A 21,287-nucleotide genomic window follows, 5' to 3' on the forward strand; every position below is an offset into this window, starting at 1 on the left:
TCAATAGTATAAATATCATTTTATTTTAATGTAAATTTTAAAATGGTTAAACGTTTGCAGAAGGGACGTTAGAATATGTCAAAACAACAAATCGGAGTTATCGGACTTGCGGTAATGGGTAAAAATCTGGCTTTAAATATTGAAAGCCGAGGATTTTCTGTTTCTGTTTACAACAGATCAAGCAGCAAAACCGAGGAATTTTTGCAGGAGGCTAAAGGCAAAAACGTTGTTGGCACCTACAGCATTGAAGAATTTGTTCAATCCTTGGAAACACCGCGCAAAATTTTGTTAATGGTTAAAGCGGGAACTGCTACAGATGCGACAATTCAATCTCTTCTTCCTCACTTAGAGAAGGACGATATTTTAATTGACGGCGGAAATACATATTATAAAGATACACAGCGCCGAAACAAAGAGCTTGCTGAAAGCGGCATTCATTTTATCGGCACAGGCGTTTCAGGCGGAGAAGAAGGAGCGCTTAAAGGGCCTTCTATCATGCCTGGCGGACAAAAAGAAGCTCATGAACTTGTGAAGCCAATTCTTGAAGCAATTTCTGCAAAAGTTGACGGTGAAGCGTGTACGACATATATCGGTCCGGACGGTGCCGGCCATTATGTAAAAATGGTGCACAACGGTATTGAATACGGGGATATGCAGCTGATCTCTGAATCTTATTTCATCCTGAAGCAGGTACTCGGCCTTTCAGCTGATGAGCTTCATGAAGTATTTGCTGAATGGAATAAAGGCGAGCTTGACAGCTATCTGATCGAGATTACTGCTGATATCTTCACGAAAAAAGATGAAGAAACAGGCAAACCGCTTGTTGATGTAATTCTTGATAAAGCGGGTCAAAAAGGAACAGGAAAATGGACAAGCCAAAGTGCACTTGACTTAGGTGTTCCGCTTCCGATTATCACTGAATCTGTATTCGCACGTTTTATTTCAGCGATGAAGGATGAGCGTGTGAAAGCAAGCGGCCTTCTTTCAGGGCCTGAAGTGAAGCCTGTTACAGAAAATAAAGAAGAGCTGATCGAAGCAGTCAGAAAAGCGCTGTTCATGAGCAAAATCTGTTCTTACGCCCAAGGATTTGCCCAAATGAAAGCAGCTTCTGAAGAATACAACTGGGATCTCAATTACGGTGAAATCGCTATGATCTTCCGCGGCGGCTGCATCATCCGTGCGGCATTCCTGCAGAAAATCAAAGAAGCTTACGACCGCGATCCTGAGCTTGATAACCTGCTGCTTGACAGCCACTTCAAGAACATTGCAGAAAGCTACCAAGGAGCGCTTCGCCAAGTGATTTCACTTGCAGTTGCCCAAGGCGTGCCGGTACCTTCATTCTCAAGCGCACTAGCTTATTATGACAGCTATCGCACAGCCGTGCTGCCTGCAAACTTAATCCAAGCGCAGCGTGACTACTTCGGCGCCCATACTTATGAGCGCACAGACAAAGACGGTGTCTTCCATACGGAATGGATGAAATAATGATGTGGAAATCCCGCAGCCTGACAGCTGCGGGATTTTTTTGAAATAGAGTGCCGACGAAAGGATGTATATTTTGCCTGTAAATGAGTATCTACTTGAAAATTTTCCTGGTTTACGACTTATGCCTCCTTTGTTTTATAACTGGCAGATCGGAATCCGGTTTGAAATAGGTGTAGGGTATAATGTGAACGATGCCTATCTACACGGCCCTTATGTAGATAACGCATATAAGAGAGCTGTCACTTTATTTAAATCTCTACATGCCGAAGATGATGATATATTTGTTATAGCTGATGCTGTTGGTTTTGAAGGGGGAAGGGGATATAAGAGCAAATTGTATATTTTCTCACGGTACATTCGAGAAAAAGCTGTGTTGAAAAAACTGCAGCACATTGCTGTTCCTTATACTTGTTCTGATGATTATGATGATAAAACGCATAGATTTTTTCTTAGATGCAAAGCTGGTGATGTAAGATATATTTCAATGCTGAGAGCGATATGTAATCAAGATATGGGGATAAAACCAAGCATTTCTCAAGATATTTACTTTATCAATATAAAAAAGAGAACCATTTTTCATCTTTATGATGATCAAGGCTGCGATATTTTAGCTGCTGCAGCTGAAACAATACGGGATATGTATGAAACATATAACAGTTGGATATTAGATTACGACAGAGAGAAAATCAATTGTCTTTTTGAGCCGCTTAGAAGCAGAGAGCTTGGTACATCAATAAAAGGCTGAAAATGCTTTACAAGCACTTTCAGCCTTTTTCTTTATATATTCCACCAATGCAAGCCGTCTTTCGCCAAAAGATCATCTGATTCTTTTGGACCCATAGAACCTGCTTCGTAGTTTGGCGATAGGGTTTTGTTGGCTGCCCATGTTTCAGAAATGGAATCGACAAAGCTCCAAGAAAGGGCCACTTCATCCCAGTGTGCGAAGTTCGTCGCATCGCCAAGAAGACAGTCGTGAATCAATTTTTCATATGCTTCAGGAGTGTTCAGCTCATCATTGCAATTGCTGCAGTAATCCAGTTTGATTGGCTGCGCGTGTGCTGCCCCTCCGAGTTTTTTAGCGTTTAAGTACAGTGTAATGCCTTCGTCAGGCTGAATATGAATGACGAGTAAGTTCGGATTCATGTTGTTTTCATTGCCGTAGTACAGGTTCATCGGAATGTCCTTAAATTGAACGACAATTTTTGTAGACTTTTCTTTCATTCGTTTTCCGGTACGAATGTAGAATGGAACACCAGCCCATCTGAAGTTGTCGATCAGAAGCTTTCCAGAAACAAAGGTTTCTGTATTTGAGTCAGGAGCGACGTTATCTTCATCTGTATAAGCAGGGACTGGCAGACCGTCAATTTCACCGGCTTGATATTGTCCGCGCACAAAATACTCATCCACTTCGTCTTTTGCAATAGGGCGGAGGGCTCTCAGCACCTTCACTTTCTCGCTGCGAATTTCTTCTGTGTTCAGTTTAATCGGCGGCTCCATTGCGAGAAGCGCAACCATTTGCATAATATGGTTTTGGACCATGTCGCGAAGGGCGCCTGATTTTTCGTAATATCTAGCACGGTCTTCAACACCAAGTGATTCGCTTGATGTGATTTGGATATTTGAGATGTAGCGATTTGTCCATAGCGGTTCGAAAATCGCATTGGCAAATCGAATGACCTCAATATTCTGCACCATTTGTTTTCCTAAATAGTGATCGATTCTGTAAATTTGATCTTCTGTAAATGCTTCACGAATTTCTTGATTTAATGCTTGCGCGCTTGGCAAGTCATGGCCAAACGGCTTTTCAATCACAAGGCGGGACCAGCCTGTAGTTGCTGTAACACCTTCTGATTTTAATGTCTTTGCAATTGTCCCAAAGAATTCTGGGGCCATTGCCAAGTAGAACATTCTGTTGTTCGGGATTTGATATGTATCTTCCAGCTGGTTGAGCAGTACGTTAAGCTCTTGATAAGAACCAGGGTTTGTCACGTCAAACGGGTGATAATAGAAATGAGACGTGAAATCATCTATATGTTTATCAGCAGCTGAGGAAATAGATGTTTTGACGGTTTGGCGAAGATCCTCATTGGACCAGGGTCTTCTTCCGACTCCTACAACTGCAAACTCTTCTCCGATTTGTCCGTTTTTATATAAACGGTGAATGGACGGATAGAGTTTTCGTTTTGCTAAATCTCCCGTTGCACCGAATATGACAATTACTGCTTTTGGTTGTTGGTTTGTTTTCACTAAAAGTACCTCACTTTATTCGAAGCTTTATTTTAGTACCCCGCATATTTCCTTCATTTTAAATCTAAAATTCAACGAAAGCAAACATTTAAGACCTTTTTTTGCAGAATGGCGCAAAAATATTTCTAGAACGAAAGGATTGCCCGAATCAGAGGTAAGATTCACATTTTACGCATGATCCTGTATTCTTGTAGGTAACTAGTTCTAGTAGGAGGAAGGAAATGTGGAATTACTTTTTTTAGGGACGGGAGCCGGAATTCCCGCTAAGTCGAGAAACGTGACGTCGATCGCATTAAAGCTGCTTGAAGAAAGGCGATCTGTATGGCTGTTTGACTGCGGGGAAGCCACACAGCATCAAATTTTACATACATCGATTAAACCTCGAAAAATAGAAAAAATCTTCATTACTCACATGCACGGCGATCATGTATACGGTCTTCCAGGGCTTCTTGGCAGCCGTTCTTTTCAGGGCGGTGAGGACGAGCTGACGGTTTACGGACCGAAAGGCATCAAGGCGTTTATTGAAACAAGTCTTGCCGTCACGAAAACTCACCTAACATATCCGCTTGTGATACAAGAGATTGAAGAGGGAGCGGTATTTGAGGACGATCAGTTTATCGTCACAGCTGTATCCGCGATTCATGGTGTAGAGGCCTTCGGGTACCGCGTACAGGAAAAAGATGTGCCTGGTTCTTTAAAGGCGGCGTTATTAAAGGGAATGAATATTCCGCCTGGACCTGTATATTCGAAAATAAAAAAAGGTGAAATCGTGACGCTTGAAGACGGACGCACCATAAATGGGGAGGATTTTCTGGAGCCTCCTAAAAAGGGAAGAGCTGTCGTGTTTTCCGGGGATACGAGAGTGAGCGATAAGATAAAAGAGCTTGCGCGGGACTGTGATGTGCTTGTGCATGAAGCCACCTTTGCTAAGGATGATGTGAAGCTTGCTTTTGATTATTTTCACAGTACAACAGAACAAGCAGCTATAACTGCCAAAGAAGCTGGGGCGAAGCAGCTCATTTTAACTCATATCAGCGCGAGATATCAGGGAGAGGCTTCTTTGGAGCTTCAGAAAGAAGCGGCAGCCGTTTTTCCGAACAGCATCACGGCTTATGATTTCTTAGAGGTACAAGTTCCAAGAGGCTGAGAAGGTGTTTGACAATCTGTTATTTAGCTGTATAATAAAACGTAATCATTACGCTTTATAAGGAGATGTTAAACATGAGAGTAAATGTTACTTTGGCTTGCACTGAAACAGGGGACAGAAACTACATCACAACCAAAAATAAACGCACAAATCCTGATCGTTTAGAGCTGAAAAAATACTCACCGCGGTTAAAAAAATATACCCTTCATCGCGAAACAAAATAATAAAAGACCCGGCTGCTTTAGCCGGGTTTTTTGTTTAATTGACTGCCTGGTACAGCGGGGCGGCCTGCTGGCAGGCCGCACACCAAACATCATAAATCGCCAGATGGACGATATGAGGTTCATCATGATGAATGTTATGTGAGCTGTTTTTAGCTTGTATCCAGCCGCTTTGATCGGATAGAGACAAAATGCTGCTATGCAGGTTTCTCCAGTCCTCTTCACCGGAGGCGAATTTCTCAGTGCGTTCACCTGATGACAGGACAATAAGCGGCATGTTCCCTAAATGGACTTGCTGCTGTTTGAACTGCCGCAGACTTTTCGAAAAGTCTGCATGTGTCTCCTCGAGCATCATCTGCTTTCTGTATGCTGTATGCATTTCTTCAGGAATAAATGTAAAGCCGCCATTGCCGTAATCTCCTAAAGCGGGATCAAGGAGCACCATGCCGATAATATCCTGTCGGTTTTTACAGGCCCATAATCTGCTGATAACCGATCCGTATGAATGTGAAACAGCCAGATAAGGCGGTCTTATACCTGCTGCCTTAAGCAAGCTTTCTAATTCTCTCACCTTTTGGTCGGCTGTTCGTTCTGCCTTGCTTTGTCCGCTTTTCCCAATGCCCGCTCTATCATATGTGAATATGCCAAATTCGTCATCAATGTCCGCTGTTAGTGGTTTCCACGTCTCTGAAGAAGTGCCATAGCCGGCTTCAAAGACAATGGTTACACCGCTAAATCCTTTTCGGTGTTTTGTATGAAATTCACAACCGTCAACCGTATAGGTCCTTTCGATCCATGCTGCATTCATTGGAGTCATCTCCTCTAATTGGTTCTACTAGGGAGACGGAGAACGTCAGCTGATCGTTTCTCCAAAAATAAAAAAAGAGATATCCGGCGGCGGAGCCGCGGATATCTCGAATCTCAAGATTACCAGCCTCTTTCGTATTGAACAGGGGCTTGAATATCTGTATTGAGCTGTTTTGCGGCAGTTCTTGCAAAGTAAGGATCGCGTAATAGCTCTCTGCCGATAAAGATGAGGTCTGCACGGTTATTTTGAAGAATTTCTTCAGCCATTGAACCATTTGTAATCATTCCGACAGCACCAGTCGCCATATCAGCCTGTTCTCGGATTTTCTCGGCAAAGCTGACCTGATAGCCAGGGAATACGTTAATGTCTGCATGAACAAGGGCACCTGAGCTGCAGTCAATTAAATCAACGCCCTGCTCCTTCATCCATTTTGCAAAACCGATATGATCCGCGATGTCTAAGCCTTTGTCTGTATAGTCAGAAGCCGATACACGGACAAATAAAGGACCATCCCACACTTGATTGACTTCATCAATGATTTCTCTTAAGAAACGGTATCGGTTTTCTGGTGAGCCGCCGTATTCATCTGTGCGATGGTTAGAAAGCGGAGATAAAAATTCATGAATTAAGTATCCGTGTGCCGCATGAATCTCAATCACATCAAAGCCTGCTTCTTTTGCACGGGCTGCTGCTTGTTTGAACTCCTGCACGGTCTCTTTCACTTTTTCAGTTGTCATTTCAACCGGTGTGCTGGATTGCTCGTCAAACGCAATCGCAGACGGAGCGAAAATATCGCCTTCAAGCTCTGCTTTACGTCCTGCGTGGGCAAGCTGAATTCCGATTTTTGAGCCTTGCGCTTTTACCTGCTCAGTCAGCTTTGCAAAACCTTCGATATGCTCGTCGCTCCATATCCCTAAATCTTGGTCTGTGATTCGTCCTTGAGGATTTACCGCTGATGCTTCCACAATAATCAATCCGACCTGGCCGACTGCGCGCGTTATGTAGTGAGCCATGTGGAACGGCTGTAATTTTCCGTCCTTTTCGTGAGAAGAGTACATGCACATTGGTGACATCACAATGCGGTTTTTTAACGTTACATCTTTAATCGTAATAGGTGTGAATAATTTTCTGGCCATTTCTTTCGCCTCCCGTAAGGTTTTTAGAGATTGATTATAACAAGTCATTTCTTTCACGTCATATAAACTGCTCAAACGATCCGAATTTGTCAAACATTTCTGTATAATAGACAGGGAATCATTTTATTTTTTAGGATCAAATCGTTTTTATACATAGGAGGGCGGAAATGATGAATTGGCAGACTAAGGATGATTTGCTTACCCTTTTAACTTCTCTTGTCCAGTATGAAAGTGTCACCGGTTCAAAAGGGGAGGCCGCACTTGCAGAATATCTTTATTATCTTTTAAAGGACAAGCCTTATTTTCAAAATAACCCTGATCATGTAACACTCCATCCGATGGAAGACGGCAGAACGTTTTTGACAGCGCTTGTCAAAAAGAAAGATGTCAAACAGACGGTGCTCTTGCTGAGCCATTTTGACGTCGTGGACATAGAGGACTACGGAGAATTCAAGCATATGGCTTGTAAGCCGGCTGAGCTTTTGAACTCCTTTTTAGAGAAAAAAGAGTTGCTTCCTGAACGTGTGAGAACAGACGCGGAAAGCGGCGACTGGCTGTTCGGGAGAGGCACGATGGATATGAAAGCGGGGCTGGCTGTTCAGCTGTCGATGCTTGAGCGGGCAATGAATGGTCATTTTGATGGGAATGTGCTTTTGATTACGGTTCCTGACGAGGAAGTGAACTCAAGGGGAATGATCGAAGCCGTTCCTGCGCTGAAAGAAATGGAGAAAAAATATCATCTTACATACACTGCTTGTTTGAATAGCGAACCGATGTTTGAAAAGTTTCCGGGCGACCAGCAGCAATATGTGTATTCAGGAAGCATCGGCAAGGTTCTCGCAGGGTTTTTCTGCAAAGGGATAGAGACGCATGTCGGAGAGCCGTTTTCCGGTTTAAATGCAAATTTAATGGTTTCTGAGATCAACCGTCTGCTGGAACTGAACGTGAATTACTGCGAAATGGCTGACGGGGAAGTCACCCCGCCGCCGGTAAACTTAATGCAAAAGGACTTGAAGGAGGCATATTCCGTCCAAACACCGCATACGGCCGTTACGTTATTTAATGTACTGACAATGAAGCGCTCTGCGAGTGAGCTGCATAACATGCTGCGGAGAACCGCAGAGCAGGCGGCAGAGAAGATTTCAAACCATATTCAGCAAAAAACACGTGATTTCCAGAAGTTTGAGCCATTTCATCCAATTGAACGAACTGTCTCTGTTTTTACATTTGATGAGCTGCTTGCACGTGCGAAAAGGCGTGTCGGAAGCTCAGAAACAGAACGGGTGCTGAATTTCACTTATGCAAACAGGGGAGATCTTGGAGACAGGGATTTTTCGACTAGAATTGTATCTGAGCTCGCAGCGCTGTGTAAGGAAGATGCGCCGCTCATTGTTCTCTTTTACAGCCCTCCATTTTATCCGGCAGTGTCATCAAAGAACGATCAGGTAATCAAGAATACTGCTGGCAAGCTCATTCAATATGCAGCTGACAGGTACGGCATTGCTTTACGGGAGGTTCAGTATTTCCCAGGACTCTCGGATTTGAGCTATCTTCAGCTGGAAAAACAGGAGGTTGGTGCATACACAAGCAATATGCCGCTCTTTAACAGAGGATATTCACTTCCCAGCAGTAAAGACAAGGCGCTGTATGTCCCGGTATTAAATGTCGGCCCGGCTGGAAAAGACCCGCACAAATGGACAGAAAGACTGCATGTGCCTTATTCCTTTGAGGTGCTTCCCGACTTGCTGTCCTTTACAATCTCTGCATTATTAAAACAATCAGAAGCTGCCAGCCAGCCTTAAGATAAAAGAAGACAGAAAGCGCTTTGCCTTCTGTCTTGTGTTTTTTTCTATAAATGCTTCTCTATGGCGGCTCCGGCAAATTGCTCTTTGATTTCAGCGCTTCGTTTGGCTGTTTCTTCAATACAATGAATGATCGCTTCTTCAAAGCGGGCTTCCGTTAAAGCGCGAAGGCCTGCCTCTGTTGTTCCCCCGGGGCTCGTAATCTCCCTGCGCAGCTGTGCAGGCTGTTTTCCGCTTTGACGAAGCATGTCTGTAGCGCCGGCCATTGTCTGCAGGATCAATTTTTTAGCCGTTTCCTCCTCTAAACCGACCGTTTGCGCCGCTTTTTCCATCGCTTCGATATAGCGATACAGGTAAGCGGGACCGCTGCCTGCTATCGCGGTAACGGCATCAAGGTGCAGCTCCTCAACCAATGTGGCGTCTCCGATTGTTTCTAGCAATGCTGTAGCCGCCGTGATATCGTCTTGGCTTGCTTCAGCGCTTACGGAAAATCCGGTTGCTGATTTTCTGATGGCAGCTGAAGTATTCGGCATCACCCGTATGACAGCAAGCTTTCTGCCGAAATAATGCTGAATGGTTTCGATGGTAAGGCCTGCAAGCACAGAAATGACAAGCTGATCCTTCATGTAAGAACGAATGCTGTCAATGCTCTCTGCCGCATCCTTAGGCTTAAAAGCGAGAACGACGATATCTGTTTGTGTGAAAAACTCGCTCTTATCCCTGCATGGACGCACGCCGTACATTTCCTTTAATTCATTGAGTCTCTCTTCGTTTGACCTGTTTGTGATATAAATATTTTCAGGTTTTGTAATGCCGCTTTGCAAAAAGCCGTTGATCATTGCTTCAGCCATGGACCCGGCGCCGACAAATCCTATCTTTTTCATGGATATCCTCCTTCTATCAGAACAACAAAAAACCTTTTCATCACGTAAAGGACGAAAAGGTTCGCGGTACCACCCTCATTAGCACAACTTGTGCTCAGCTCAAATCCCGTAACGCGGGAAACGTTTAGGTTTTCCTAACCGCTCTGAGGGCAGGTTCTACAAACAAGCGGGCCGCGATACCTTTCAGCCTGGGGATATCGCTCTCTCTGGCCATTGCCTGTATACTATTCCTCGTCATAGCGTTCCAATGGTTCTCATTTTAGTTGTTGTTCATTATGCAATGGGGGATAAGCTAATGTCAATAGCTTTTTCAAAAAGGGACATTCTCATACGGCAATAATGACACAGGACCGAGAAAAAGCTAAAATATGAGTAATGAATGAAGACAAGGAGCAAAAGAATGACAACTGCAGATATCATTCCGATTCGCGTCCCGACACCGTTTGCCGTCGGTGATGTCATCGTTTACTTAGTGAAAGGTGACGCGCTGACACTGATCGATGCCGGACCGAACACTAAAGAAGCAGCTGAAGTCCTAAAAGAGCAGCTTGCTAGTATACATATAGAAATGTCAGATATTGAGCAGATCGTGCTGACTCACCATCACGCGGATCATGCGGGGTTGCTTGATGTTTTTTCTGATGATATTAAAGTGATTGGACATCCGTTTAACGAACCATATATCAGCAGAGACAAGGCATTTATGGAGTGGCAAAAACATTTTTTTCAAAAGCTGCTGCCTGAGTTAGGCGTTCCATTTGATGATGTGAAAGCAGAAAGGCTCATCCGGTCGGCGTACGCATTTTCCTGTACAAGATCCTTGACCCAAACGGTTACGGAAGGGATGAAAATTGACGGGATGGGTGACTGGACTGTTCTGGAAATGCCCGGACATGCAGAGTCGCATATTGTTCTCTTTCATGAAAAGACCGGAAGAATGCTTGGCGGTGATTTGCTGCTGGCGAACAGCTCGTCTAACCCGATTCTTGAAGCGCCAAAAACGGGAGAAAAAAGATCGGAGCCTTTACTGGATTATCAGCGGTCGTTGCGGAGGCTGTCTGAACTTGCCCCGAACACAGTGTTTCCCGGTCATGGCGAGACGATTGGCAATGTACGAGCACTGATCAAGAAGCGGTTTGACAAGCAGAGCAGCCGAACCGAGGATGTGCGTCATATGCTGTCGGAAAAACCGCTTACCGCTTTTCAGGTCTGTCAGCAGCTCTTTCCTGCAGTTTATGAAAAAGAGTTGTTTTTAACGATGTCAGAAACGGTTGGGCATCTTGATATATTGGCAGCCGAAGCAGGCATCACGTCATATTGGGATGGAAATACCGCATACTTTAGAGCAATAGAGAGGTGAACAGGTTGAAAAATATAGCTGGCAAGCGTATTTGGATTACAGGTGCTTCAGGAGGGCTTGGTGAAAGAATCGCTTATTTATGTGCGGCTGAAGGAGCCCATGTTTTGCTGTCGGCAAGACGTGAGGATCGTTTGAAGGAAATCAAAAGAAAAATGACCGAGGAATGGAGCGGACAGTGTGATATTTTCCCTCTGGATGTCTCCCGTCTTGAAGATATCACCCTCGTCCGTGATCAGATCGGTCCGGTTGATGTGCTGATCAATAATGCAGGCTTCGGTATTTTTGAAACGGTTTTAGACTCTACACTTGATGAGATGAAATCAATGTTTGATGTCAATGTTTTCGGTCTGATCGCCTGTACAAAAGCTGTTCTTCCGCATATGCTTGAGCAAAAAAGCGGCCATATCATCAATATTGCCTCTCAAGCAGGGAAAATTGCCACGCCGAAATCCAGCCTTTATTCAGCGACAAAACACGCTGTGCTCGGCTATTCAAACGCTTTGCGTATGGAGCTGGCGGGCACGGGCGTCTATGTGACGACAGTCAATCCAGGGCCGATTCAGACTGACTTTTTTTCTATTGCTGATAAAGGCGGAGACTATGCCAAAAATGTCGAACGCTGGATGCTTGACCCAGATGATGTGGCAGCACAAATCGCGTCTGTCATTATGACGAACAAACGTGAAATCAACCTTCCTCGTTTGATGAATGCCGGCACAAAGCTATATCAGCTGTTTCCAGCCCTTGTGGAAAAGCTGGCTGGACGGGTGTTCATGAAAAAATAAGCATGGAACTGCCTGTGTGAGGCGCCTTTTAGTGTGTTTGCAGGCAGTTTTTTATAAAGATATACATTTGTTAAAGGAAGGAGAAATGGCTGATGTCGATAAATCAAGAAACTTTGCGTAATCTGATAAAAGATCCATTTATTCAGAAATTGATTGATGCACGACCGGTATTCTGGGCTAATCCCGGCAAGAAAGAGGGGATGGTATTACAAGCGGCTGAGTGGGAAAGCGAGATAGCCGAGGCGGACAAAAGACTTCGGCGGTTTGCTCCTTATATTGCCGAGGCGTTTCCGGAAACAAAAGCTGCCGAAGGGATGATTGAATCGCCGCTTTTTGAAATACGCCATATGAAAAAGAAGCTGGAGGAAGTGTATGGCGAAACGTTTCCGGGGAGATGGCTTTTAAAGTGCGATCATGAGCTTCCGATTTCGGGATCGATTAAAGCACGCGGCGGTATTTATGAAGTGCTGAAACATGCGGAGGAGCTTGCGCTTCAAGAAGGAATGCTTAAGGAAACAGATGATTACAGCATCTTGCACGAAGAGCGGTTCACTTCATTTTTTTCACGCTATTCCATTGCTGTCGGCTCAACAGGCAATCTTGGTTTAAGCATCGGCATCATTGGCGCCAAACTAGGTTTTCGAGTGACGGTGCATATGTCCTCCGACGCTAAACAGTGGAAGAAGGATTTACTTCGCAAAAAGGGTGTCACCGTAATCGAGTACGAATCAGATTACAGTGAAGCGGTTAAAGAAGGACGGCGGCAGGCGGAACAAGATCCATTCTGTTATTTTATTGATGATGAACATTCCCGCCAGCTGTTCCTAGGATATGCGGTAGCGGCCAGTCGTTTAAAAACACAGCTCAGCTTTATGGATATCGAGCCTGGTCCTGAAACACCGCTGTTTGTGTATTTGCCTTGCGGAGTCGGCGGAGGGCCGGGCGGTGTGGCATTTGGACTGAAGCTATTGTACGGAAACCATGTCCATGTATTTTTCGGGGAGCCTACCCATTCACCGTCTATGCTCTTAGGTCTATATTCCGGCTTGCATGACCAGATCTCTGTGCAGGATATCGGCTTGGATAATGTAACGGCTGCTGACGGGCTTGCCGTAGGGCGTCCGTCAGGATTTGTCGGCAATCTGATAGAACCTTTGCTGAGCGGCTGTTATACAATTGAAGACGAAACGCTGTATACCTTGCTTCATTTGCTGGCTTTATCTGAAAATAAGCATTTAGAGCCGTCTGCGCTTGCCGGCATGTTCGGGCCTGTTCAGCTGTTTTTATCGGATACCGGGAAACACGACATGTCTGAAAATGATCTGCGTCACAGCATGAAAAATGCCGTACATGTTGTCTGGGGAACGGGAGGCAGTATGGTTCCGAAAGAAGAAATGGCTGCATATAACCGAATCGGTGCTGACTTGTTAAAAAGGTAAATTGAAAAAATAAGCAGACAGTAGGAATGTTTTCCGTTACAATCTTTGTAAGCGTTTGTTTAAAGCTACAGAGAGTCAGGTGTAAACAGTGAAAAATAAAGAGCTTAATTTACATACTTTATATACACAGCACAGCCGGCAGTCTTGGTCAGGATTTGGGGGCCATTTGTCGATTGCTGTTTCTGAAGAAGAGGCAAAAGCTGTTGAAGGGCTGAATGATCATCTATCCGTAGAGGAAGTGGAGACGATCTATATTCCGCTTGTTCGCCTGCTTCATTTGCATGTCAAGTCCGCTGCCGAACGAAATAAGCATGTGAATGTCTTCTTGAAGCACCCTCATTCAGCCAAAATTCCGTTTATCATCGGCATTGCCGGCAGTGTCGCTGTCGGGAAAAGCACGACAGCGCGGATTTTGCAGAAGCTGCTTTCACGTTTGCCGGATCGGCCCAAGGTCAGCCTGATCACGACAGACGGCTTTTTATTTCCTACAGCTGAGCTGAAGAAGAAAAACTTGCTGTCAAGAAAAGGATTTCCTGAAAGCTATGATGTGAAAGCGCTCCTCGAATTTTTGAATGACGTAAAGTCAGGAAAAGAAAGAGTAAAGGCCCCGGTCTATTCTCATTTAACCTATGACCGTGAGGAAGGTGTGTTTGAGGTTGTAGAACAGGCTGATATCGTGATCATCGAAGGAATTAATGTTCTTCAATCGCCGACCTTGGAGGATGACCGGGAAAATCCCCGCATCTTTGTTTCCGATTTCTTTGATTTTTCAATTTACGTAGATGCGGACGAAAGCCGGATTCTTACCTGGTATTTAGAGCGTTTCCGCCTTCTTCGGGAAACGGCCTTTCAAAATCCGGACTCGTATTTTCATAAATTTAAAGACTTGTCTGACCAGGAGGCTGACAAGATGGCAACCTCGATTTGGGAGAGTGTCAACCGCCCTAATTTATATGAAAATATTTTGCCGACTAAATTCAGGTCAGATTTAATATTGCGAAAGGGAGACCGGCATAAGGTAGAAGAAGTGTTAGTGAGAAGGGTGTGATCATGATGCACCATATTGAGCTGTATGTCTCCGACTTGGAAGCGTCTAAGCGGTTTTGGGGATGGTTTTTAGCAGAGCTTGGCTATAAAGAGTTTCAAAAATGGAGTTCCGGCATCAGCTGGAAGAAAGATCACTTTTACCTTGTGATTGTTCAGGCAAAAGAAGAATGTCTAGAGCCGAAATATCACAGGTGCCGTGTCGGGCTGAACCATCTCGCGTTTCATGCTGAATCCAAGCTTCAAGTCGACCTGATGACTGAAAAATTGATAGCAAAAGGCTATCGTGTGCTGTACCGAGACCGGCATCCTTTTGCCGGAGGAGACGGGCATTATGCAGTCTATTGTGAGGACCCTGACCGGATTAAGGTAGAGCTCGTTGCCCCAAGCGGTTAATCGTTTTGGTCTTCGGACATGCTGTTAAGCTTTTTTTCGATTCGGTCCAGCTGTGCTTTACGGTTTTTCGCATATGTAGAGCCGATCACAGCCGCCGAGATAACAGCGGCAAACATGAAAAATACGATCAGCTGAAACATAATATCACCTATATTCATATTTCATCACCTCGTTTTTGCGGGAGAGAGCGATTCTCTCCCCTCTTCTTGTGTTAAAGCGGCTTCCCCAGTCCGGGTTGCTGCTCAGTGATTTCCGCTTTCATCCTCCGATAGGCAAACACTAAAAACGGCAGGCCAAGCAGGGTGATGCCGCTAAGGACAGAAAAAATGGAACTTGGATGCCCGGCGCCAAATATATCGATACATAAGCCGCCTGCCCAAGGGCCAATCACATTCCCAAACTGCGAAAAGCCGATCGCTCCGAAATACGTTCCTTTTAATCCGGGTTTTGCAATCTGGTCTACAAACAAATCCATCATACAGAATAAGAGCACTTCTCCAACTGTAAATGCAACCACAATGATAACAAGTGAAGAAACGCCGTGTGACATGGTAAGGATCATCATGCTGGCGCTGATCATGATATTGCCGAGCATCAGGGAGCAAAGCGGCGAAAACCGTTTACCAAGGTAGACGATGGGAAACTGTGTTGCCAAAACAACAATTGCGTTTAATGTCAGCATCCAGCCGTACAATTTTGTCCCATCTTCGATAAAAGGATTTTGCGCCATATATTGCGGGAATGTAGAGCTGAACTGCGAAAAGCCGAAGATGGATAGTGTAATGCCGATAAGAGCAACTGTAAAAAGACGATCCTTTTGCGTTACCATAAACGCTTCCCGAACGTTCATATTTCTGGATTGTTCTAATGTCGCGGGTGGATGCTTTTTAAATTGGATGGCAAGGATCACACCGTACATCCCATAAATCACTGCGGGCACCAAAAAAGGAGCGGTAGATTGTGATGAACCAAAGTACAGACCCAGCACAGGGCCGAAGACAACGCCGATATTAATGGCTGCATACCGTAGATTAAAAACCAGCAATCTTGTTTTTTCTTCTGTCATATCTGACAGCAAAGCTTTTGATGCAGGTTCAAACAGTGATTTACAAAGTCCGTTTAACGCATTTACCACAAAAAATACCCAGAGGTGAGAAGCGGCCGCAAACCCTGCAAACACCAGCATCCAGCCGAAAATGGATACAAGCATCATGTTCTTTCTGCCGAATTTGTCCGAGATATATCCGCCATAAAAGCTTGCAATGATTCCGACTGATGAGCTCGCCGCAATGACAAGCCCCGCGTAGGACGCTGATGCGCCTTGGACAGCTGTTAAATAAATCGCTAAAAACGGAATGCTCATCGATGTTGCCATTCTGCCGAAAATGGTTCCGATAATAATTGTCCAGCTGATTGGGTGGATATCTTTCCATGTCTTCATGTTTATTGTTCTCTCCTGTTAGTAAGATCTTTTTCTATCATACATGAAAAAATTTCCTTATCCAACGGGGGATTAAATTTTTTTACTTACTGGTTTATATGGGATTGTATTACACTATGTGTGCGCAGGATGACCTTTGTTTTTTGAATGGTTCATGTTTCACGTTGACGATGGCGTTTACGCCGTTGAGTGGAGGGTGAAGTACACGGATTTTTGTTCGGCGCTTATATCATGAAAGTGCAATTCTCATTGAGCAGGAAATGCCCGGTCAGTTTAAAGACATTAGGAAGGCGGGAGAAGCAAACGGATTTCCGTTCGAAGACGTTGACCCATCAGGCTGTAGATCATATCGGCGGGGTTCCTGAAATGCTGAGTGAGACCGGGCATCAGATTAAAGTTTATGCTGACGGGCTTGAGCGCCCGTATATGAGAAGGGGCGCTTCCCGTCGATATCAGCCGCGTCCCTTCTGGCCATACGAAAACAGATATACGAAATTTCTCCAACAATGAAGGTGCATGTCACTAAGAAAACAGCCCTTGGTTTGTGACGTAGTCATAAATGATATCCTCTATATGCGCATGCAGGTCCTCGTCTGGATCTTCATTTTGTCTTTCCTCTAAAGCAGCTTTCAGGCTTTGTTTTTCATACGGGCTTAACGGATCAATGGCAACATTTCGGCCGTATTGGCGCAATGCCTGTCCCAACATTTTTTCGACAAATTTCTCCATATTGACTCTCCTATCTTTATGCTCGCTTTCATTCTACTAAAAGTTTTACCTCTCTCAAACCCTTGCATCATATTTTCTGTCAGACAAGAATCATTTACCAGTATAAATCGAACATATTTTCGCATATAATATGAAAGCGAACATAAGTTCTTTTTAGAGGTGTGTATGATGAAAGAAAAAGTGATTTTTCTCGTTGACATGCAATCGTTTTATGCATCTGTAGAGAAAGCGGAAAATCCACATTTGAAAAATCAGCCGGTGATTGTTTCGGGTGATCCGGAAAGGCGGGGCGGAGTTGTATTGGCTGCATGCCCGCTGGCGAAACAAAAAGGGGTAGCCAATGCCTCACGCCTGTGGGAAGCGCAGGAAAAGTGCCCTGAAGCTGTTGTGCTCCGGCCTCGTATGCAGCGGTATATTGATGTATCGCTGCAAATCACCGCCATTTTAGAGGAATATACAGATCTTGTGGAACCCTATTCCATTGACGAGCAGTTCATGGATATCACAGGCAGCCAGAAGCTGTTTGGGGCGCCCGAGGAGATTGCTAAAAGCATTCAGGACAGAATCATGCGGGAGGTCGGCATTTATGCCCGGGTGGGAATCGGCCCTAATAAAGCGCTTGCCAAAATTGCGTGTGACAATTTTGCCAAAAAGAATAAGAACGGTATTTTCACGTTAACGAAAGAAAATATGAAAACCGAGATGTGGCCGCTTCCGGTGGGGAGTATGTTTGGCGTCGGGAGCCGGATGAAACATCATTTAAATCGAATGGGCATCAGCACGATCGGCGGGCTTGCGGTTTTTCCGCTCGAGCTTTTAAAAAAGAAATGGGGCATTAACGGACACGTGCTGTGGATGACGGCGAACGGAATCGACTATTCTCCTGTGTCAACCGCATCGCTGGACGGACAAAAAGCGATTGGCCACGGAATGACACTCCCGAAAGACTATGAACACTTTGACAAAGAAATAAAGGTCGTTCTGCTGGAGCTGAGTGAAGAGGTATGCAGGCGAAGCCGAAACGCCGGGTTGATGGGGCAGACGGTTTCGGTGAGCTGCAGGGGGGCTGACTTTGATTTGCCGACCGGCTTCAACCGGCAAGTGAAGTTGGCGGAACCGACCAATTCTACGCAGGATGTGTACCAGGCTGTATGCAGACTGTTTCTCAAGTTTTGGGACGGGAAGCCTGTCCGCCGCCTCGGGGTCAATCTCTCTCAGCTCTCATCTGATGAAGTATGGCAGCTTAATTTATTTCAGGATTATGCAAAGAAGATGCGCCTCGGCTATGTGATGGACGGGATTAAAAACCGGTTCGGCGACACGGCGATCATCAGGGCGGCCTCACTGACAGCGGCAGGCCAGGCGTTTGAACGAGCGGCTAAAATAGGAGGGCATTATAAATGAATGAGCATTTAAAAAGAGGCAATCTGCTGTGGGAAGGAAGCCGGATGTTTCTGCCTGAACATAAACAAAGCCTGCTTGAGAGAAAACGCCATAAACAGAAGCTGCAAAGGCCAATCCTTGATTCGGATAAGCTGGAGGAGATGAACCAAACGTTTTGCATGGCAATGGAATTTGCTCAGGATATTACTGTCAGCTGCTTTCAAGATGGCGAAATTGTCACCTGCAGCGGGAAAATCTGCCGCTATGAGGAATTTGAAAAAACAGTGTGGATAAAAGGAGACGCCGGCAAGCTCTGTAAGCTGAGACTTGATCAGGTGCTTGATATTTTTCTGTAAATGTTCCCCCTCCTGGAGGGGGAGAACTAGATGTGAAAAATAGCAAACATTGTTCCGTCAGCAGTCTGGAAACGTATGATACAGAAAAGAAGGCATTTACAATTCCAGTCAGGCAAAATATAATTTTTATATTGTGAGAAAAAAGAGACATTCGTTTTGCCAGACGGAGGGAGATCAAATCGTAATGGATATTCGAACAATCACGTCTTCAGATTATGAAATGGTAACGTCTGTAATGAATGAATGGTGGGGCGGCAGGCAGCTGAAAGAAAAGCTCCCGCGATTATTTTTTGAACATTTTCAGGACACCAGCTTTATCACACATGAACATAACAGCATGACTGGATTTTTAATCGGATTTCAATCGCAATCAGATCCTGTAACGGCATACATCCATTTTTCCGGTGTGCATCCGGATTTCAGAAAAATGCAAATTGGAAAACAATTATACGATGTGTTTATTGAAGCAGTTAAGAAGAGGGGATGCACCCGGGTAAAGTGCGTGACGTCCCCGGTAAATAAGGTGTCAATCGCGTATCATACAAGACTGGGTTTTGAAATTGAAAAAGGCGGCAAAACAGTGAATGGCATCTCAGTATTTGCAAATTACGATGGACCGGGCCAAGACAGGGTTCTTTTTGTGAAAAACATATGAGGAGGAACCGCTATGGATTTTTTAACAAAAACACCTGAGCCTCCTTATTATGCTGTTATCTTTTCTTCTGTCAAAAGTGAAAATGACGAAGCATATGGAGAAACAGCAGAGCGGATGGTTTCGCTTGCGGCGAGCCAGCCCGGATTTTTAGGTGTGGAAAGCGTTCGCGGAGCGGATGGAACCGGCATCACAGTTTCCTATTGGGAGAGTATGGACGCAATCAATCATTGGAAGCATCACACCGAACACCAGGCAGCGAAAGAAAAAGGAAAAAGCGTATGGTATGAATCGTATGCGATCCGCATCGCTAAAGTCGAAAAGCAGCGGCTGTTTTCAGGAGAAAACAAATGATTGCATTTCTTCAGCATAAGGAAGAGGCTGTATCGCGTGAGATTATTGACGTTCAAAAGCCAGCTTATGTAAAAGAAGCGGAGCTTATCGGTTTTGACGGAATCCCTGCTTTACACGAAAAAGCCGAGGATATCAGAGCCTCACAGGAGCGATTTGCGGGATACCGGGAAGACGGGAAACTGCTCGGTGTCATTTCATACGAGAAGTTTATGCATGAGCTGACTATTTGCAGGCTTGTTGTGCATCCAGACGGTTTCAGAAAAGGCATCGGACGAGCACTCGTGCAATTTGTTATTGATCAGAACGAAGACGCTGAGAAAATCGAGGTAGTAACAGCCGAGAAAAACAGCCCGGCCGTGTCCCTGTATACGCAGGCAGGATTTGTAAAGACGAAAACCGTCAAAGCGTCAGAGGGGCTTTTTCTGTCAGTCTTTCATCTCTATCCGAAAAGAAAGGTTGAAGTCGTTCACTACAATGAAGAATGGGTAAGGCTGTTCAGTGAGGAAAAAGATCGTCTGAAGCTTGTGCTCGGCCCGGAGATCATTGACGTGCATCATGTCGGAAGCACATCGATACCAAATATGGCGGCAAAGCCGGTCATTGATATCCTGATTGCAGTAAAGGATATCGCGGCCGTGAACCAATATGATTCGAAAATGGCGGAGCTCGGCTATATGCCGAAAGGAGAAAACGGCATTATTGGCAGACGCTATTTTCAAAAGGGCGGAAATAAGCATACCCATCATGTCCATATTTATGAGGGAGGGCATCCTGCTATTGAAAGGCATTTGGTGTTCAGAGATTATCTCACAGCTCATCCGGAAATAGCGAATGAATACGCCGCGCTCAAAAAACAGCTGGCGGCCCAGTACCCGGACAATATCAAGCCGTACATACAGGGAAAAACCGATTGGATCAAAGCTGCAGAAGAAAAAGCGAAGCGGTGGAAAAAAGGCAGAAACAATGCGAACGGACGCGTGGTGTGCTACAATAGCGAAAATGAAAAAAACGGGGGTTTCACCTTATGAACATTCATGTGACAGATGCAGCAAAACAGGCACTGCAGCAGGCGCTTGACGCCAACCCGGGAAAAAAGGCACAGCTCCGTTATGACGCTGAAGGATGCGGCTGCGCAGTAAGCGGTGTACCGACCATCTGGGTGACAGAGGAATTAGCGGGACAGTGTGAGCAGCTGGAAACGAACGGCATTCCGCTATATATCCAGTCGTCGCAAAAAGTGTTTTTTGACGATCAAATGACAATCGATTACAATGAAAAAGCCAAAACGCTGGCGCTGAAAAGTCCGGCTCAAATGCTCAGTCCAAGAATGAGCATATTAGTAAAGTAGGGAGACACGAAACGTGGAACAAAAGCTGAAGTCAATTAAGAATACAGCACAGAATAAAACGTGGGTATCCTTTCTGAACAAAAACCATCCCTACACCCTGCTGCATTGGTCAATCGGAGGAGCGCAATCCGTCGAGAAGGATGTTTGGCTTTTGCAGGATGAAATGACATTTGAAGCGCAGGAGTTTACTACGATAGACCTTGCGATTGAATGGATCAGTGAAAATATGGATGGCATCACCGACGTTTTATGATGGAAAAGCGAAAGGCC

24 protein-coding genes and 1 pseudogene are annotated in these 21,287 nt (G+C 45.0%); 18 read left to right on the forward strand and 7 right to left on the reverse strand.

The window, feature by feature from the left end:
- Positions 1–75: 75 nt before the first annotated feature.
- Together gndA and DIC78_RS19510 are read left to right on the forward strand one after the other, a co-directional pair.
- Positions 76–1,485 (forward strand): NADP-dependent phosphogluconate dehydrogenase, encoded by a 1,410-nt coding sequence (gndA, locus tag DIC78_RS19505; RefSeq protein ID WP_044154734.1) that lies wholly within the window; start codon positions 76–78, stop codon positions 1,483–1,485.
- Between the two features lie 64 nt (positions 1,486–1,549).
- On the forward strand, positions 1,550–2,230 hold the full coding sequence (locus tag DIC78_RS19510) for a DUF3885 domain-containing protein (RefSeq protein ID WP_127696791.1): 681 nt from the start codon (positions 1,550–1,552) through the stop codon (positions 2,228–2,230).
- Between the two features lie 32 nt (positions 2,231–2,262).
- Here DIC78_RS19510 and zwf read toward each other — a convergent pair whose 3' ends face one another.
- A complete protein-coding gene (gene zwf, locus DIC78_RS19515; protein ID WP_010334843.1) occupies positions 2,263–3,732 on the reverse strand; it encodes a glucose-6-phosphate dehydrogenase in 1,470 nt (489 codons plus the stop codon).
- Between the two features lie 223 nt (positions 3,733–3,955).
- Between zwf and rnz the strand changes: the two genes are divergently transcribed.
- Positions 3,956–4,879, forward strand: coding sequence for a ribonuclease Z (gene rnz / locus DIC78_RS19520; protein WP_127696792.1), 924 nt, complete (start codon positions 3,956–3,958; stop codon positions 4,877–4,879).
- Positions 4,880–4,953: 74 nt separating this feature from the next.
- A complete protein-coding gene (gene rpmG, locus DIC78_RS19525) occupies positions 4,954–5,103 on the forward strand; it encodes a 50S ribosomal protein L33 (protein WP_003226511.1) in 150 nt (49 codons plus the stop codon).
- A gap of 34 nt (positions 5,104–5,137) precedes the next feature.
- On the opposite strand, the gene DIC78_RS19530 is transcribed toward rpmG, so the two are convergent.
- Positions 5,138–5,908, reverse strand: coding sequence for an alpha/beta fold hydrolase (locus DIC78_RS19530; protein ID WP_127696793.1), 771 nt, complete (start codon positions 5,906–5,908; stop codon positions 5,138–5,140).
- 119 nt (positions 5,909–6,027) lie between these two features.
- A complete protein-coding gene (gene namA / locus DIC78_RS19535; RefSeq protein WP_106020066.1) occupies positions 6,028–7,044 on the reverse strand; it encodes an NADPH dehydrogenase NamA in 1,017 nt (338 codons plus the stop codon).
- Positions 7,045–7,214: 170 nt separating this feature from the next.
- Between namA and DIC78_RS19540 the strand changes: the two genes are divergently transcribed.
- On the forward strand, positions 7,215–8,846 hold the full coding sequence (locus tag DIC78_RS19540) for a M20/M25/M40 family metallo-hydrolase (protein WP_127696794.1): 1,632 nt from the start codon (positions 7,215–7,217) through the stop codon (positions 8,844–8,846).
- A gap of 47 nt (positions 8,847–8,893) precedes the next feature.
- Here DIC78_RS19540 and proC read toward each other — a convergent pair whose 3' ends face one another.
- The gene (gene proC / locus DIC78_RS19545) at positions 8,894–9,730 is read right to left on the reverse strand and encodes a pyrroline-5-carboxylate reductase (protein ID WP_106020065.1); all 837 of its coding nucleotides are present in this window, start codon (positions 9,728–9,730) and stop codon (positions 8,894–8,896) included.
- Positions 9,731–10,130: 400 nt separating this feature from the next.
- On the opposite strand from proC, the gene DIC78_RS19550 reads away from it, so the two are divergent.
- The 5 genes from DIC78_RS19550 (at position 10,131) to DIC78_RS19570 (ending at position 14,754) form a co-directional block, all read left to right on the forward strand.
- Positions 10,131–11,090 carry an MBL fold metallo-hydrolase gene (locus DIC78_RS19550; protein WP_024121959.1) on the forward strand — a complete coding sequence of 320 codons (960 nt, stop codon included), beginning with the start codon at positions 10,131–10,133 and terminating at the stop codon, positions 11,088–11,090.
- A gap of 5 nt (positions 11,091–11,095) precedes the next feature.
- A complete protein-coding gene (locus tag DIC78_RS19555) occupies positions 11,096–11,875 on the forward strand; it encodes an SDR family NAD(P)-dependent oxidoreductase (RefSeq protein ID WP_106020064.1) in 780 nt (259 codons plus the stop codon).
- Between the two features lie 92 nt (positions 11,876–11,967).
- Positions 11,968–13,314 carry a D-serine ammonia-lyase gene (gene dsdA / locus DIC78_RS19560; RefSeq protein ID WP_106020063.1) on the forward strand — a complete coding sequence of 449 codons (1,347 nt, stop codon included), beginning with the start codon at positions 11,968–11,970 and terminating at the stop codon, positions 13,312–13,314.
- A gap of 88 nt (positions 13,315–13,402) precedes the next feature.
- The gene (gene coaA, locus DIC78_RS19565) at positions 13,403–14,362 is read left to right on the forward strand and encodes a type I pantothenate kinase (RefSeq protein WP_127696795.1); all 960 of its coding nucleotides are present in this window, start codon (positions 13,403–13,405) and stop codon (positions 14,360–14,362) included.
- A gap of 5 nt (positions 14,363–14,367) precedes the next feature.
- Positions 14,368–14,754 carry a VOC family protein gene (locus DIC78_RS19570; RefSeq protein WP_127696946.1) on the forward strand — a complete coding sequence of 129 codons (387 nt, stop codon included), beginning with the start codon at positions 14,368–14,370 and terminating at the stop codon, positions 14,752–14,754.
- Here DIC78_RS19570 and DIC78_RS21620 read toward each other — a convergent pair.
- Both DIC78_RS21620 and DIC78_RS19575 read right to left on the reverse strand, forming a co-directional pair.
- Complete coding sequence (locus DIC78_RS21620; RefSeq protein ID WP_024121954.1) at positions 14,751–14,912, reverse strand: hypothetical protein; 162 nt, start codon at positions 14,910–14,912, stop codon at positions 14,751–14,753. The two genes, DIC78_RS19570 and DIC78_RS21620, sit on opposite strands and share 4 nt — an antisense overlap.
- A gap of 53 nt (positions 14,913–14,965) precedes the next feature.
- Positions 14,966–16,195 carry an MDR family MFS transporter gene (locus DIC78_RS19575; RefSeq protein ID WP_127696796.1) on the reverse strand — a complete coding sequence of 410 codons (1,230 nt, stop codon included), beginning with the start codon at positions 16,193–16,195 and terminating at the stop codon, positions 14,966–14,968.
- Between the two features lie 231 nt (positions 16,196–16,426).
- Between DIC78_RS19575 and DIC78_RS19580 the strand changes: the two genes are divergently transcribed.
- Complete coding sequence (locus DIC78_RS19580; RefSeq protein WP_127696797.1) at positions 16,427–16,705, forward strand: MBL fold metallo-hydrolase; 279 nt, start codon at positions 16,427–16,429, stop codon at positions 16,703–16,705.
- 12 nt (positions 16,706–16,717) lie between these two features.
- Here the strand turns inward: DIC78_RS19580 and DIC78_RS19585 are convergent, their stop codons facing one another.
- On the reverse strand, positions 16,718–16,924 hold the full coding sequence (locus DIC78_RS19585; RefSeq protein ID WP_010334838.1) for a YqzH family protein: 207 nt from the start codon (positions 16,922–16,924) through the stop codon (positions 16,718–16,720).
- 165 nt (positions 16,925–17,089) lie between these two features.
- Here DIC78_RS19585 and DIC78_RS19590 point away from each other — a divergent pair, with 165 nt between their 5' ends.
- From DIC78_RS19590 to DIC78_RS19620, 7 genes and pseudogenes are all read left to right on the forward strand, one after another.
- A complete protein-coding gene (locus DIC78_RS19590) occupies positions 17,090–18,328 on the forward strand; it encodes a DNA polymerase IV (RefSeq protein ID WP_127696798.1) in 1,239 nt (412 codons plus the stop codon).
- Positions 18,325–18,663 (forward strand): YolD-like family protein, encoded by a 339-nt coding sequence (locus tag DIC78_RS19595; RefSeq protein ID WP_127696799.1) that lies wholly within the window; start codon positions 18,325–18,327, stop codon positions 18,661–18,663. Before DIC78_RS19590 ends, DIC78_RS19595 begins: the two co-directional genes overlap by 4 nt.
- 184 nt (positions 18,664–18,847) lie before the next feature.
- On the forward strand, positions 18,848–19,318 hold the full coding sequence (locus tag DIC78_RS19600) for a GNAT family N-acetyltransferase (RefSeq protein WP_127696800.1): 471 nt from the start codon (positions 18,848–18,850) through the stop codon (positions 19,316–19,318).
- A 12-nt stretch (positions 19,319–19,330) separates the two neighbouring features.
- A pseudogene (locus tag DIC78_RS19605) lies at positions 19,331–19,688 on the forward strand (antibiotic biosynthesis monooxygenase family protein).
- Entirely contained in the window at positions 19,666–20,697 is a 1,032-nt protein-coding gene (locus DIC78_RS19610; protein WP_106020057.1) for a bifunctional GNAT family N-acetyltransferase/GrpB family protein, read from the forward strand. The pseudogene DIC78_RS19605 and the gene DIC78_RS19610 overlap by 23 nt, the downstream one beginning before the upstream one ends.
- Entirely contained in the window at positions 20,694–21,017 is a 324-nt protein-coding gene (locus tag DIC78_RS19615; protein WP_024121945.1) for an iron-sulfur cluster biosynthesis family protein, read from the forward strand. Before DIC78_RS19610 ends, DIC78_RS19615 begins: the two co-directional genes overlap by 4 nt.
- Positions 21,018–21,030: 13 nt before the next feature.
- Positions 21,031–21,270 carry a DUF2552 family protein gene (locus DIC78_RS19620; RefSeq protein ID WP_024121944.1) on the forward strand — a complete coding sequence of 80 codons (240 nt, stop codon included), beginning with the start codon at positions 21,031–21,033 and terminating at the stop codon, positions 21,268–21,270.
- Positions 21,271–21,287 lie beyond the last annotated feature (17 nt).

Origin of the sequence: Bacillus halotolerans, assembly GCF_004006435.1 — a bacterium.
Lineage (GTDB): Bacteria > Bacillota > Bacilli > Bacillales > Bacillaceae > Bacillus > Bacillus halotolerans.